Source organism: Commensalibacter sp. M0355, from assembly GCF_016101365.1.
Taxonomy (GTDB): Bacteria; Pseudomonadota; Alphaproteobacteria; order Acetobacterales; family Acetobacteraceae; genus Commensalibacter; species Commensalibacter melissae.
The window spans coordinates 433,342-449,553 of record NZ_JACFQQ010000002.1 but is presented as its reverse complement, the minus strand read 5'-3'; the positions used below and the strand labels follow the sequence as shown (position 1 = coordinate 449,553).

10 protein-coding genes and 1 riboswitch are annotated in these 16,212 nt (G+C 36.0%); of the genes, 8 read left to right on the top strand and 2 right to left on the bottom strand.

Annotation, left to right across the window (positions count from 1 at the left end):
• The first annotated feature begins 7 nt into the window (after positions 1–7).
• The 7 genes from H3T44_RS05730 (at position 8) to H3T44_RS05700 (ending at position 12,973) form a co-directional block, all read left to right on the top strand.
• A complete protein-coding gene (locus H3T44_RS05730; protein ID WP_155567811.1) occupies positions 8–2,161 on the top strand; it encodes an FUSC family protein in 2,154 nt (717 codons plus the stop codon).
• Positions 2,162–2,232: 71 nt separating this feature from the next.
• Positions 2,233–4,143: a hypothetical protein gene (locus H3T44_RS05725; RefSeq protein ID WP_198196518.1), complete on the top strand. Its 1,911-nt coding sequence runs from the start codon at positions 2,233–2,235 to the stop codon at positions 4,141–4,143.
• Between the two features lie 158 nt (positions 4,144–4,301).
• Positions 4,302–6,419, top strand: coding sequence for an FUSC family protein (locus tag H3T44_RS05720; RefSeq protein WP_198184734.1), 2,118 nt, complete (start codon positions 4,302–4,304; stop codon positions 6,417–6,419).
• A gap of 115 nt (positions 6,420–6,534) precedes the next feature.
• On the top strand, positions 6,535–8,715 hold the full coding sequence (locus tag H3T44_RS05715) for an FUSC family protein (protein ID WP_198196516.1): 2,181 nt from the start codon (positions 6,535–6,537) through the stop codon (positions 8,713–8,715).
• A 42-nt stretch (positions 8,716–8,757) separates the two neighbouring features.
• A riboswitch (TPP riboswitch) is annotated at positions 8,758–8,850 on the top strand.
• On the top strand, positions 8,842–11,253 hold the full coding sequence (locus H3T44_RS05710; RefSeq protein WP_198196515.1) for a TonB-dependent receptor: 2,412 nt from the start codon (positions 8,842–8,844) through the stop codon (positions 11,251–11,253). Its footprint overlaps the riboswitch before it by 9 nt.
• 14 nt (positions 11,254–11,267) lie before the next feature.
• Complete coding sequence (locus H3T44_RS05705) at positions 11,268–12,194, top strand: ABC transporter substrate-binding protein (protein ID WP_232347523.1); 927 nt, start codon at positions 11,268–11,270, stop codon at positions 12,192–12,194.
• Positions 12,195–12,307: 113 nt separating this feature from the next.
• Positions 12,308–12,973, top strand: a complete 666-nt coding sequence (locus tag H3T44_RS05700) for a DUF805 domain-containing protein (RefSeq protein ID WP_198196514.1) — start codon at positions 12,308–12,310, stop codon at positions 12,971–12,973.
• Positions 12,974–13,684: 711 nt separating this feature from the next.
• On the opposite strand, the gene H3T44_RS05695 is transcribed toward H3T44_RS05700, so the two are convergent.
• Both H3T44_RS05695 and H3T44_RS05690 read right to left on the bottom strand, forming a co-directional pair.
• The gene (locus H3T44_RS05695) at positions 13,685–14,599 is read right to left on the bottom strand and encodes a phosphate acetyltransferase (protein WP_198196513.1); all 915 of its coding nucleotides are present in this window, start codon (positions 14,597–14,599) and stop codon (positions 13,685–13,687) included.
• A gap of 3 nt (positions 14,600–14,602) precedes the next feature.
• Positions 14,603–15,124 (bottom strand): DUF721 domain-containing protein, encoded by a 522-nt coding sequence (locus H3T44_RS05690; protein ID WP_122123246.1) that lies wholly within the window; start codon positions 15,122–15,124, stop codon positions 14,603–14,605.
• 3 nt (positions 15,125–15,127) lie between these two features.
• On the opposite strand from H3T44_RS05690, the gene mutY reads away from it, so the two are divergent.
• Positions 15,128–16,189, top strand: coding sequence for an A/G-specific adenine glycosylase (mutY, locus tag H3T44_RS05685; RefSeq protein WP_198196512.1), 1,062 nt, complete (start codon positions 15,128–15,130; stop codon positions 16,187–16,189).
• Positions 16,190–16,212: the final 23 nt, after the last annotated feature.

Below are 16,212 nucleotides of genomic sequence, written 5' to 3'. Positions count from 1 at the left end.
TGTATGGATGGAGAATATTCGTTTAAAGTTGAATTGGTTTAAATTCAACGTTTTTTTACCAAATATACAATCTTTTAAATGGTTATACGCTCCTAAAAAAGAAGCCATTTTTTTCTCATTGCGAACAATCATTGCCTCTTTTCTTGCTTTGGCAATTTCCTTATGGATGGAAATGGACAGCCCCAAATGGGCTGTTATGACAGTATGGATTATTTCTCAAACCTCTCGGGGAGAGACGATAACCAAATCAAAATGGCGTATTGTGGGAACCATAGTCGGAGTTGTTGTTTCGGTTTTGATTGTTGCCGCATTCCCTCAGCAACCATTTTTATTTGAAATATGTCTGGCTTGCTGGATAGGGGGCTGCTGTTTTTTTGCAAGCCTAATCCGTAGCTCCAGTTCCTATAGCGTTGTCTTGGCAGGATATACCTGTACAATTATCGCTTTTACAGCAAGTTCTGATCCTGAAAATGTGTTTATGCTGGCAATGTCCAGGGGCACTTATATTATTTTAGCTGTATTGTGTCAGGATTTAGTTGAACGTATTTTTGCTTATAATCAGGAGAAACAGGCTCGATCTAATATTGAGAAGAATATGTTAATGGCCATAACAGGAGCCCTTAATGTTATCAAGGATGTTTTTAATGGTGATTATCAGGCTGTCTACCGGGTAAGGGAAACCTTTTCTGCTATTGCTGCAACAAGAAACACCCTAGAATTCAGAAAAGCTGAAATGACTGGTAACGATCATATGATTGACCATGTTCATGCCACTTTGTTTTCTGTAGTCATTGTTTTGACTAGATTAATGAATCTAGTGCTTTACATGCGGGAATTCAAAGAGGCAGGAAATGATTTCCATAGTATTTTTTCGCAAGTTCATACTTATGTTCAATCTCTGATTCAATTTATAAATAAGAATATGGATTTTAGAGCGCATATGCAAAAGCTTGCCGATCTTCGTTGGGAATGTCGACAGATTATTGCCAATCATATTTTTCATGACACGGCTTTAAACTATTCAGATCGTGAATCTATTGAAAAACAGTCTTTTCTACATCAAAGAATTTTATATCGGGCTTTAAGTGAATTATTGGGCGAGTTGGAAGTGGTTTTAAGGGAATACAGAATGGTTCACAATCCTCCCCTGCATGACCGTTTTACATTTAGAATGCCTCCACTGCTTAATTTCAGATTGGCCTGGTCGAATGGATTGCGTGTTTTTTTGGTGGTGATTTTGTGTTGTCTGATTTGGGAAGTTACTGCCTGGCCTAATTTTACAAATGCTCTCGGATTTTCCTGTATGATTTGTGGCCGCCTATGCCTTTTTGAAAATAGTTATAAATTTTCATTGGATTTTCTAAAAGGCACAGTTTTGGCCATGATTGTCAGTGGTATTATGAATGTTACCTTAATTGCGTCAGCAAATACGATTGAGTTGCTCTGTATCGCTTTTTTCATTCCAGCTTTTATCGGGGGATTGGCGATTTATAATTTGCCAACCCGTGGTATAGGGATGAGTTTCACAATCTTTTTATCATTGATGCTGGTTGTTGATAATCAGGATAAAATGAACGAACTGACTTTTTTCAATACGGCTTTTGCCACTGTGGCAGTGGCAGCGATAGCTATTTTTTCATTCCGATATATCGCACCATATTCACCAATTCAGGTGCGAAAATCAATTCGTCAAAGAATGATAAAAGATATTCATACCCTGCCAGTATTATTGACCATTCCTCCGGCAAGAAAATGGCTTGCGGTAACGACGGACTGGTTTGTTTCATTGATGAGGCAGTTTGACCCCGCTAAGGAGCTAACACTGATTAGACGGTATAATCAAGGTGCATTGGCGGTAATGGTTATCGGGATTAATATTATTGAAATGAGAAAAATGATCATTCATGACATTTTACCTGAGGATGTCAAAAATCAATTGCGTGTTGTTATTAGAAGAATAAGTCATTTTAAAGGAGGACATCATGTCAGGACTGTCTTGATCATTAAAAGTGCTATTCGACGTTTACAGTACAGGGAAAGTCATGAAAAAAACCTTGCACAAAGACTTGAAATCGGTACGGCAATTGCATGTTTAATACCAATACATTATGCATTGGAAAAAAATCTTACATTTTTCAATTTATCATACAGTGATAATTAATGTGTCCCTGTTATGATTAATAATTTTAATTATTGAATAGAATAAATAAAATTATTTGAATGGTATAATTTATGTTTATTGTTTCCAATCTTTTATTTTTAATGATTATTACCATAATTTTACTGTTTTACAGTTATGTTGTCGGATATCCATTTGCCAGAAAAGTAAATAAATACGGATCTTTTGAATTATCTTTCCCTTTTGGTATCGCTATTTTGGGAATAACTGCATTATGGATCAATAATTTATTTAATATTGGAACATTTCAGGCCGCTATAATATTTTTATTTCCTCTGGGTCTGACGTTTTGGATCAATAAACCGAGTATTGAGTGTTATAAAAAAGGTTTTTCTGACAAACCGATTATTATTTTACCTCTGATTTTGTCATTTATAGCAGTATCAGGTGTTTTTATCAAAATAAATGGATCTGATGTTGGGATTTCTACACCCTTATTTGACCATATAAAAATAGCCTTAGTTAATTCAATTGTTAGGGATGGCTTCCCTATAATAAATCCTTTCTGTATTGATCCATCTTCAGGAGAATTATTTCATTATTATTATCTTTTTTATTTATTGTCAGCAAATATTGTTGTATTTTTCCATTGTTCAGGTTTAAATGCCGATATTATTCTTGCTTTTATTTCTGCATTTATTTCTATATTTACTTGTTTCTATTTATTAAGTGAATTATTTTCGAAATCTATTAATAAAAAAAAAGGTCAATACTTATTTTGTTTCTTTTTATTTTCTGGTTCGATTGTTTCTTTTGTCGATTTATTGACTGGTTATAAACTTTTTAAAATTCTATCAAATGTTCATCCCCTAGAATCATGGATTGTTCAAGCCGCTTGGGTGCCACAACATCTCTTGGCTGCATCATGTTCAATTCTGGCCTTATTTTTAATTGGCGCAAGAAATTTAAATAATAAAATAATTTTATTTTCAATTATTATTTTGGTTGGTGCCGGATTCAGCTTTTCGGTATGGGTTGGGGGGCTTACATTTGCGGTAACATCATTAATGATTTTTGTTGAACAAATAGTTGGGAAAAAAAATAAAAAAAATGTGTTAATTAACTGGTTATGGCTGGTTCTGGGGTCTTTTATAATCATTTTACCGATTATGTATAATGTCATTACCGTCCCTGTAAGGGAATCCGGTTTTCCAATACGTATATTTATATATAATTCATCAGTTTATAAACAGTTTATAGATTTTATTTTCTTTTTCACTGGGGCAATGATTTTATGGTTTCCGGTAATAATAATTGGATTATATTGTTTGATATTTGAGATTTTATTAAAAAGAATAAAGATTGATCCATCTTTTAGGGTAATATTATTTATCTGTTTAGGGTCAATTTTTGTTTCTTTATTCATTCACAGTAGTATATATAATGACGATTTGGGTTGGCGTGCAATTTTATTATTTGTTTTGACAGGAACAACGATTGTCACTTTTTATGTCAATGAATATTGTTCCAGTTTCAAAAAAGCAATTTTTATATTTATTGCTCTAATTGGTATTATTGAACCATTAAATTTCAGTAAAATGTTGATATTCGGTGCGGATTATTATAGACCCAGACCAAGTTTAAAAGAATTAAACAAAATAACTCACCAAACCCATAAACAGGACAGATTACTAATTAATATTCATCAAAACGAGACTTTTGAACCATGGGGGGGCAATTTATTGCCACCTGTAATGGTTAACAGAAAATTTTGTTTTCAAAATATTAGCTATGTCAAAACTTTTGGGCCTAACTGGGGTGAAAAGGTTGAATTGATGGATCATGCGATCAGACAGTTTTATAACGGTAAGGCCAATGATAAGGATCTGGCCTTGATTAAACAGTTTCAGTGTAATGCAATAATTGTTACACGTTATGATCCGGTTTGGAGCTATATGCCTTATACAGATTTAACCAGTGTTTATTCTGATAAAAATTTGAGAATTTATAATTTTAATCGGTGAGGGAATATTTTTAAAGTTAAATCATGATGTTTTTTTCCTATTATAACAAAGTCAAGTAAATGTTATCATGGCGTTTATGAATATTTAATTGATGCTATTTGTTCTGATCTCTGATATATCCCTTTTCTAAAGCTGTATATTGAAGATCAGGCATTCAGATGCGTCTTAGCGATTTTACATTACCGTCATTTAGCTGGTTATTTGCCCCACAAAAAACAGCCTTGATATTTGCGCTTAGAACCATCATTGCCTCTTATATTGTATTGGTCATTGCTTTATGGATGGAATTGGATAGTCCGCGTTGGGCAATTATGGCCGTATGGATTGTAGCCCAGAATTCATCCCGTGGGGAAATCCTTTCCAAAGCTTATTGGATCATTACCGGAAATGTCATTGGTATTATCATGGCATTGGTTATTGCGGGCTGTTTTCCACAACAGCCTTTTATTTTTGAAATTTCAGTTGCCATTTGGGTGTCATTTTGTTGCTGGATTGGCAGTTGCACAAGAAATTTCAGGGCTCTGGGTATGGTGATGGCAGGATATAGTTGTGCCATTGTTTTATATGGTGCCGTTGATAATTTAAATAATGTTTTCATGCTCGCAATGGCACGGGGAAGTTATTTTATTTTGGGCATACTCGCAGAAAATTTTACCGCTCGCCTATTTGATCTCAATTTGCATCATCAGGCCCATAGAAAATTGACAGAGGATTTACAATTGTCAATTGAAGAGGCTGTTAAATCCGTTATTAATATGATGAATGGAGATGATTGGGCGGTTCAACGATCAGATCAATTTTTGGCATCCGTTATTTCATTAAATAATAATATTGAGTTTCGTGAAAAGGAGATGCAGGGTACAGGTCATACAGGGGATCATGCCAGGGCTGTATTATCTTCAGTTTTGAGTTTGATTATCAAAGCTTCGGGTTTATCCATTTTAATGAAACAGACAGAAGGGAAAAATTTACAATTTTCAAGTATTTTACCCCTTACACAAATCTATTTGCAGGAACTGCTAAATCATCTTAAGTCGGGTATTTCCATTGATGCATCCTTAAAAGCTTTGAATTCACTAAGATGGGAATGCCGACAACGTATTGCTGATAGTTTTTACCGTGTATTAAAAGAAAAAAAAATTTCGGATGATGAATATGCAGAAAAAACTTTAAATGATCGTATATTATATCAAGGTTTACGTGAAATTTTGGCAGAATTAGAAGTTACTCTGAAAGAATTTGCTAAAAGTCGAGATATGACCTTGAAAGACCACTTTCGTTTTATTGTCAAAAATAGTTATGATTTCAAAAGAGCTTGGAGAAATGCGATCAGGGCTTTTGTGGCAATAACATTTGGTTGTATTGCCTGGGAAATTACTGGTTGGAGCTACGGTCCGCTTTTTCTTGCATTTTTATGTATGGGATGTGCACGGTTCTGTATATTTGAGAATGCTTCGCTTGCCTGTAAGGGTTGGTTTAAGGGGGCGTGTTGGGCTATATTTGGTGGATTTATTTATAATTTTCTTTTCTTGCCTATTATTACGAATATAGAGGTTCTCTATTTTGTGCTTTTGATTCCGTTCATGATCGGGGGATTAGCAATGGCGGTGCCAAAATATGCTGCGATCGCTTCGGCATGCATGTTTTTTTTCTGTTATATGATTGGATTTACTAATGTTGGTAGGATGGATGAAGTAACCTTTTTTAATGATTCAATGGCTATTTTCATGAGTGGATTATTCGCCTTTACCGCATATCGATTGGTTTTTCCTTACCAACCTCGTAAATTGAGGTTTCAGTTAAGACAGAAATTGCTACATGGTATGCATCATTTGGCGAATGCTATTGTTGTTCCATTACCTAGAGAGTGGATTAGTTATGTAATTGAAGCTTTTGTCGTGTTAATGCGTCAGCTTGATGAGGACCGAAATACGACACTGGTGCAAACCTATCGTCATGGAACGATGGCCGTGACATTGATTGGTGTCAATATCATTCGGTTGAGAGCGATGGCTGCCCATGACATCATGACGGAAGATATTAAAAATATTCTAAAAGTTGTTTTAAGACGTATTGCGAAATTTGATGGCCGTCATGCCAAATATGGTCCACATGCAAGAACTGTTGTGATTGCCCATCGTGCCATTTCTCGGTTTCGGGAAAGGGAAAGTCATGAAAAAAATCTGGCAATCCGTATAGAAATCAGTGCCGCTATTTCTTCCCTAATAATTATTTCATATGCCTTGGATAAAAACGGATCTTTCTTACGGTTGTAGCTATTGAACATTATCAAATTGCCAGTAATCTCTTTTCATTTTTCAAAAAAAAGAATAGTTTGGAAACTGTCATCATATTTATGTGATTAAAAAATAAAAAGGTTTTTGTGAGTAGGTGATCGGATCCGCCAATGTGCCGTGGTATAAAAAATATTCATGGTCCAGAAAAAATTTCTTAGAAAATTACCGTTGGATTTATGCCCCAGGCTGGTCAGCATTTATTTTTGCCCTTAGAACTACCATTGCTTCTTTTTTGGCATTGGCAATCGCTTTGTGGCTGGAATTGGATAGTCCAAAATGGGCTCCCATGACAGTTTGGGTTTGTGCAAGGAACACATCACGTGGGGAAACGATATCAAAGGCATATTGGCGTAGTGTTGGAACCGTTTTTGGAGCTATTGCCGCTGTTGTTTTTGTTGCGGTTTTTCCTCAACAGCCATGGTTATTTAACATTACAGTTGCCTCGTTTGTCGCCCTTTGTGTTTGGTGTGGAACATGCATGCAGAGTTTCAAGGCGTATGCCATGGTTTTATCAGGTTATACCTGTGCGATAATTGCCTTTAGTTCCATAAACGATCCACATGGAACATTTATGATGGCAATGGCCAGAACCACTTATATTCTTCTCGGGGTTTGGTGTGATAGTTTCGTGGGTCGTTTTTTTGATGTTAATATCGATAAAAATGCTCGGACCCAATTAAACAACAATCTTAAATTTGCAATCTGTGAAACGATTCAGTCTGTTGTCAATATGCTGTCAAAAGATGAAAAGATGGTTTTGCATTCACAGGAATTGCTGACTTCGGTTATAAGTTTTGATAATTCAATTGAATTCAGGCAGATTGAAATGAATGGTAATGATCATACAGGGGATCATGCACATGCGGCTTTATTTTCAGTGACAGCTGTTTTGGCGCGAAGTATGGGTCTGTCCATACGGATGCAGCATTTCAAGAATGTAACAGCTGACTTTGCTAGTATCATTCCCAATGTTCAGGAATGTTTAAAAAGAATTTTAGATTCCATTGAAAATGATCATGATTTTAATTTGGACCAATCTTATTTGAATAAACTGAGATGGGAATGTCGACAGCATATTACAGATAGTTTTTACAAGAAAATTGATACTGAAACTCCCGATAAGGGGGCAAAACAGAGGGAAATTGTTTTTAACGACCGTATTCTTTTTCGTAAGTTAAGTGAATTACTGGGTGAGATAGAAGTTACTTTAGAGGAATATCATAAAAGCAGTCATCCTATTAAAAATGATCATTTTAAGTTTCATGTTTCTGCACCTTTAAATTTTGATCTGGCTTGGAAAAATGGTTTGCGAACTTTTGTCGCAATGATATCTGCCAGTTTGATGTGGTATATGACAGGCTGGAATATGGGAGGAACCATGGTCTCCCTGACTGGAATGGGATGTGCACGTTTCTGTTTGTTTGAAAATCCTGCACAAGTTACTTTTGGATGGTTTAAAGGTACATTTTGGGCTTTATTGGCAGGAAGTATTTTGACGCTTTATCTCATTCCACCGTTGGGAAATTTCGAATCTCTTTGTATGGCACTTTTTATTCCTACAATGTTGGGTGGATTGGGAATTGCCAATTTGAAAACGCTTCCTGTATCCGCTTCCTATGCCGCATATTTACCCTATATGTTGCAGCTGGATAACCAGGTCAGGTTGAATGAATCAACATTTTTCAATAATTCCCTAGCTTTGCTAATGGGGATATTTTTCGCGATTGCTTCTTTCCGGATAATATACCCCTATAGTCCTCTTAAAACCCGTTTGCATTTACGGCAAATGCTATTGAAAAAAATGCATGCACTCGCTTCTGTATCTTTTTATAAAAGAAGTCCCCGGATATGGCTTTTTCAAACAGCCGCTTTGTTGGTTAATATGGTTCGACAGTTGAGTGGTGAGTCCAATACAAAATTGATTCATGCATATAGCCAGGGTACTGTGGCAGTGATGATGATCGGATTGAATATACTTCGTTTGCACTCCATGATCGATCATGATGTTGTGACTGAAGATATAAAGATCTTATTGAGAATTGTTTTAAGACGTATCTCCAAATATAGCGGTAAATATGGTCGGACAGTCGCGGTTTGTCATGCGGTTGTAAAAAGATTGAGAGAGCGTGAAAAAAGTGAAAAAAATCTCGCCCTTCGTATGGAGATTATTGCCGCCGTATCTTGTTTGACTGTCATTGCTGATTCCTTAGATAAAAACAAGGCTTTTCTGGATGTAACTCATCCTTTCCTGCTAAAAGAGGATAGTGTCATATAAAAGACTTGTAATTAATTAAAAAATTGATAAAAATCATTTTGTTATAAATCACCGGGGTGTCCGTTAGGGGCTGAGAATAAACCCGTAGAACCTGATCTGGGTCATGCCAGCGAAGGGAGGAACTTAATGCGATCAATTTTATTTGCTTTTGTACGTTATCTTTTACTGTTAATCCCTATTTTGGGGAGGCTTCCCTCTATTCAGGCAAAAGATATTCATATTACTCAATCTCAACCAGAAACTCATTCGATAACGAGACAGGAAATGCAGTCTGATCCTGGTGAGCAGATTATAGTCAAGGGAACTTTCCGTGGTTATCCTTCTGCCAATGGATATATTGGTAAGCAAGCTGGTGGGGGATTGATTAGACCAGAAGATTCCGTTCGATCCCTTAGTACCGTTTCTTCGGATTTTATTCATAAACAGGCACCCACGTCCAATGTTTACAATCTTATAAGTCTATTGCCAGGTGCAAATGTGTCGGGATCGGATCCTTTCGGACTTGCCACGCAAACGGACATGACGGTAAGGGGAATGACTTCTGATTCTATAGGATATGTTCTAGAGGGAATGCCCTTAAATGATGTGTCCGATGGCGGTGGCTATTTGAATCAGTTTGTTGATATGGAAAATCTTGAATCGGTAGGTTTAAGTCAGGGAAGTCCCGATCTTGACAGTCCTGTTTTTAATGCAGCCGGTGGTATTGTCAACATCAAGTTTCGTGAACCATCTGATCATCTGGGTGGAATGACCCAGTTTTCATATGGTTCTTATCATACGGGTAAGATTTTTGCCCGTATGGATACCGGAAAAATTGGCAAAACGGGTATTAAGGGTTTTATTTCCTATTCTTATACGGATGGGGACAATTGGCGTGGAGCCGGATATGACCATCGTCAACATGTTGATTTTAAATTTACCAAAGAATGGGGGAGTGACAATCGGGTTTCATTGCTTGGTAACTGGAACCGCTCTTTGATGAGCAGCTATTATACGCCCACTAAGCATGAATGGAAAATGAACGGGATAAAAAACGGTAATAATTATTCAGGCACATGGTATCATAATGGAGTAGACAATAGTAATTACTGGAAATTATATCAGCAAACCTTTCAGCAAATTTATCTTGCAACTCCGGGACAATTCACGCTGACAGATAAATTGCAATTTACAGTAACTCCCTATTTTCAATATGGTTATGGAAATACGCCATATGGAGCTATGCTTTCCGATCATGGATTATGGCAGGGTAAGCTTCCTGTGGAAGGGAGCATTTCCATTCCAGGGGCTGTTGACGGTCAGGGAATGGTTATGGGAGATTGGTTCCAGCGAACTTATCGTTCAGGTTTTACTCCAGAATTACATTTAAGATTAAAACATCATCATTTATACTTGGGATATTGGTATGATTATTCAGACAACTTGATAAATGAACCTTTTACGCCAGTATCAGAAAATGGCAAACCATGGGACTTGTGGGGGGGGAAAGGCAAGACGATCCGTTTACCAGACGGTCAACCACTTTATGCAAGGGATACAAGTATAATTACGCAAGTAAATGCGGTATTTATCGGGGATCGCATGAATTTTCTTCATAACAAACTGCATATTGATGTGGGATTTAAGCAAGTTATGCTATCACAGGCTGGATATAATCGTATTCCAGGACCTCAATATCGTACCGGTAACAATGTTGCCAAACCATTGCCCAGAATTGGCATGGTTTATCAATTTACAAAGGAACATCAGCTTTTTGTCAGCGCAAGTACAAATTTTTCTGTTCCCCATCAATCAACGTTGTTTGATACCTATGATCCAAATTCTGGAACATTGACAAAGAAGGGGACAAATCATTTGAAAACAGAATATTCTATCGAGGAAGAGATTGGCTATCGCTATAATGGTCCACGACTGGTTGGTTCCGTTACATTTTTTAACTATAATTATACCAATCGCATGATCAAAACAGTTTTACGACAAAACAATGCATGGATAGGATCTTCAATTAATGCGGGTGGACAGACCTCACGTGGAATAGATGCTGAATTAGGGTTGAAACCCTGGCATCATTTTAGCCCCTATATATCAGGGGAGTATTTAAATGCAACCATGGATAATGATTTTAAAACACGTGGAGATTATTTGCCTACCAAAGGAAAAAAAGCGGTAAGAAGTCCATCCTGGCAGTTTGCAGTAGGGCTAACCTATGATGATGGACATTTTTTTGCCAATGGAAATATGAAAATGGTAGGCAAGCAATATGCCACCTTCATGAATGATGAAGCAATGGGTTCTTATGCAACTGGCAATCTTGCACTTGGATACCGTTTTGATTCTATTTCTTTTGCAAAATATCCAGAAATCAGGCTTAATTTTATAAATATAACTGATCAAAAACATCTGTCAGGAATAGGTACTCCAACATCAAATGCTCATAATACGGTTGGAAAAAATGGGACTGTAATCAAGGGTTCATTACCTTATTATAACATTGGTGGAGGATTTGCCACAATGTTAACGCTAACGTCCGCTTTATGAAAGTCAGGATGATGATGAGAATTTCAAGAATATTTATCTTTTTTGCGATTTTGTGTTCCATTTCCCAGGTAAAGGCAGAGGATAAAGTCACCGTAATTTTGGACTGGTTTCTCAATGCAAGTCATGAATCTTTGCTGGCTGCTCAATATAGTGGAGCTTTCAAACGTTACAATCTCCAGGTTGAGATGATCTCACCCGCTGATCCTGGTACACCACCAAGATTGGTAGCTGCGGGACAGGCAGATATTGCGATCTCCTATCCTATTCAATTGGGTATGATGATTGACCATCATATTCCGTTAATACGAATTGGATCTCTTTTAAATCAGCCCTTAAATACATTGATTACCTCGCGGAATATCAAGACCTTACAAGATTTAAAAGGAAAAAAAATCGGTGTTTCCGTTGCCGGGGATGATCATACGATTTTGAAAACAATGTTGGAAAAGACAAACGTTCAGTTATCCGATGTACAGATCATCAACGTTAATTTTCAGCTAGAACAGGCATTAATGACTGGGGCAGTTGACGCAGTTATCGGTGCATCACGGAACTATGAAGTGATTGATCTTGAACAGAAGCATTATCAATTCAATATTTATAATCCAGAGGATTATGGTGTTCCAATTTATGATGAAATGATTTTTGTAACTCGTCCTGAACTTGTAAAAGATTCACGAATTATCCGTTTCATGCAGGCCTTAAAAGAGGGGAATGTATATTTGAAAAGCCATTCTCTAGAAGTGTTTAACAAGACAATTAAAGATCATCCTGAATTGAATACGCCCTTAAATAAAACCGCTTGGAATGTGACCCTAAATTTATTACCGACAGATCCGGTTATCTATGATAAAGCAAGATATCAACAATTTCTTGATTTTTTGTGGAATAAAAAGGTTATCAAGCATCCTGTACAAATTTCATCATTTACAGCTTATTGATAAATGGTAATAATCTTAATAATTTTTTAAATATATTGAAAGTAACATGGAAGTCAAATAATATCAAAATTATAATAAAATTTATTTAAGTTCGAAATTTTAGAAAGATTATTATGCAGGGTCAATTACTAAATTATATAGTGCAAGATAATAAAGGCTATATTGTTGGAGATAATGGTCAACGTTACCAATTTTCTGGAAATGAATGGAAAGAAAATCGTATTCCAACCAAAGGGGAGCGTCTAGATTTTGAGGTTGATGCCTCAGGACAAGCTAAATCAGTTTTCTTCGCTCTTGATAGTCAGAATGGTTCAAGTCATGAACAAAATAGTGATCAATTCGATCCAAACATGCATGAATTATATCAAACAGAGTCAACTTATAATATGTTTCAATGGTTCTGGAAATGTTTAAGAAATCTTTTTAATTTTTCTGGAAGGGCAAGAAGAAAAGAATATTGGTTTTATATGTTGATTTTGTTTTTATTAACTATTTTTACTAATGTTTTTGTAATTCTGGTTGTTGGTTTTATGGTTGGAAATCTTGATGACTATACAATGAGCATATTGACAAATATTACAAGTTCATTACTAGTCATTGTTTTTATAATCCCCTCATTCGCAGTAACCGTTCGACGTATGCATGATATAAATCATTCGGGTTGGTGGCTTCTAATAAGTTTTGTTCCCATTATTGGTTCAATATTATTTCTAATATGGATGTTGAAAAATACCAAATTTGAAAGAAACAAATGGGGATCACCTGCTAAATCCAGATAGATGATAATTTTTATGAAATTCCTATAATCATTAAATTTGGTATAGAATTTAAAATTCATATACTATTACGGTTAAAATCCGTAATAGTATAATTTAAAAAATCATATAGTGTTTGAAATAATTTTGCATAAAAATGATTTTAAACCAGAGGCAGACAACTTCACATTGTTGCACTTCAGAAAATAAAGGCTCTTTGTTTAGAAGACAATGATCAATGTTATCAATTTCTGGGAAAAAAATGGTAAGAAAATTATCATCCAGCCAAAAGGGGAATGTCTTGATATTGGTTGTTGGCGCTTTGAAACAAGCATATTTTTTTCTTGTTCCTGTTGAAAAATTCTAATAAATTTTGTGAATTATTAAGGTAGAAATAACCAAAAAAATTCGGTTACATTTCATTTCAGGATTTATTGTTAATCTTTATTTTGTAAATATATTTTTTTAAGATTTTCATAAAAATTTTTAGGCGGTTTTGTGTTGAGAAATCTTGCTGTAATTATTCATCACTTACATGATATTAATTGTTCAGGCTAATGGTTATTGATGTATCCGACTGATAAATGTTTTATTATTATTATTTGACATGCAATGAATACATAATACCGGATTTATCAATGGGAATCTCCTGTCTAAATTTTTCAACAATTAAGATATATCTTGAATTAGGGACCATATTAGAAGGCAGTGATAAAACTGCCTTAGGAATTTTGATTAATGAGTTAAACTATGATGATAGGATAATTTTGCCATAGCACAGGAAACAAGACGACTATCCAAACTGCTGGCACGACTGGTTAAAATGATTGGGGCCTTCGCACCTAGTACTATTCCAGCACTGTCTGCCTGTCCAATGAATGATAGAGATTTGAAAAAAATGTTTCCTGCCTCTAGATTGGGAACAACCAGAATTTGGGCCTTTCCAGTTACGGGTGTATCAAGACCTTTTATTGCCGCTGCCTCAGGGCTGATGGCATTATCTAATGCAAGAGGTCCATCAAGAATACCATTAACAATTTGTTTTCGATCTGCCATTTTGCACAAGGCTGCGGCTTCAAGAGTAGAACTAATATCTGGATTTACCATTTCTACGGCTGAAAGAATTGCAACCTTGGGAACGCCATATCCTAAAGCATGATGCAGATCTATGGCATTTTGAATAATATGCATTTTAGTGACAAGATCCGGGACAATATTAATGGCGGCATCTGTAATCATGTAAGGGGTATTCCAATTGGGACCATCCATTAGGAAAACATGGGTAATGCGTTTACCTGTTCTTAAACCGGTTTCTTTATTGATTACAGCTTTCAAGAGAATGTCCGTATGCAGACTGCCTTTCATCAATAAATGCGCTTTTTGCTCGCGAATTAATTTTACACTATGTGTGGCGGCCTCAAATTCTGAAGATGCCTCAATAATTTGATGGTTTTTCAGATCCAATCTATATTGTTCGGCGATAAGCTTGATTTGTTTTTTGGGACCAACAAAAATTGGGGTGAGTAAACCAAGTTTAAAGGCTTCAAGTCCTGATTCGATAGCGGTTGCTTCGCATGGATAACATACAGCACAATAAGGTGGGGATTTAACCTTTGCTTTTTCAATAATTTTTTGATGATGGTTATACATGGATCAATTTTTTCCTTTCTTTTTTATTTGTATGTGCCCCCCCAATCGTGACAGTGCGTTTTGCAGGGGACCAGGCGGTAGTATCGGAATTTCTACAGGTTCCACCAAAGATGAATGATTTATAGATTTTGTCAAAGGGTAAGTGTTGTGTCGTTGGTAAACAAATTTTAAACGAGCCACAATTTTCTGGCCAAAATAAAGATTGATTTTTTCAATAAGACGTTCAGAAAAATATTGAAGTTCGGTTGCTGTTGTATTAGAACATGCAATTGTTAACGTCCCGTTGGCTAGATGACGTGGAGATGTTCTATTGCCGTATATAGGGCCGATAATATCGACCCAATTAATGCTGATCTGGCTGTGGGCAAGGGATTTTTGGCGAAAAGCCTGTTTCGTAAGGCTATGAACAGTACCGCCAATTTGACTCATTGTAAAGGTGCGCCTGTCAGGATGTCGAGAATTCTGTTCTTTTGAAGTTTGTGATAAATTGCGTTTTTTTTGGTTTTGTTTCGGAATATTTGTCATTTTATGTCAAAACAGGGTTTTTGTGCGCAGTCATTATTAGAATGGTATGATCATAATCGGCGAGATCTTCCTTGGCGAGCAAAAAAAGATGAAAAACCAAATCCTTATTATGTGCTGTTAAGTGAAATTATGCTTCAGCAAACACAAGTTGCAACGGTTATTCCATATTTTTACCGTTTTATAGAACATTTTCCAACTATTAATATTCTGGCAGATGCAGATCGTGATACGGTCATGTCACTATGGACTGGACTGGGATATTATAGTCGAGCCAGGAATTTGCACCGTTGTGCTCAGGAAATTATGCGTAAAAATGGCGAGGTTCCTGATACGGTCAAGGAACTAAAGGCTTTATCAGGTGTTGGAAATTACACAGCGGCAGCGATAGCGTCAATTGCCTATAATGTTCCTGTAGTGCCAATTGATGGTAATGTCGAACGTCTGACAGCACGTTTATTTACTATCGACGCAGAGTTACCAAAAGCAAAAAAATATCTTGATGAAAAAGCTGGTCATTTAAATGATGATCTTATAGCTAAACAAAGAGCTGGTGATTTTTCCCAAGCGTTATTTGATGTGGGAGCAACAATTTGCAAACCAAAAAAACCTTCCTGTTTATCATGCCCTTTGTCTAGACAATGTTTGGGATATAAAAAGGGAATAGCTGAAACATTGCCAAGAAAGGTTGTAAAATCTTCAAGACCTGTAAGATATGGAATTGCTTTTTTTATTCAGGATCGGGAAGGCAGGATTTTATTTAGGAAACGTCCAGCAAAGGGATTGCTGGGTGGAACCTTGGAATTGCCAGGCACTCAATGGGATTTAAAGCCAATATCACTGGATAATGCAAAAGAAAGCGTTGGGGTGAAAGGATTATTTGAGGACAAAGGTTGCATTAAACATGTTTTTACACATTTTGTGCTTAAATTAAGACTTTATAAAAGAATAGAAAAAATTGATTTATCGTTTAGAAATCGAGATGAGTTATGGTATGATTTCGATGACATACAATTTCTTCCATTTTCTTCATTGATGAAAAAACTTGTTCAACTGGGCTTAGATTGATACATAAATACAGGTGGTTTTAA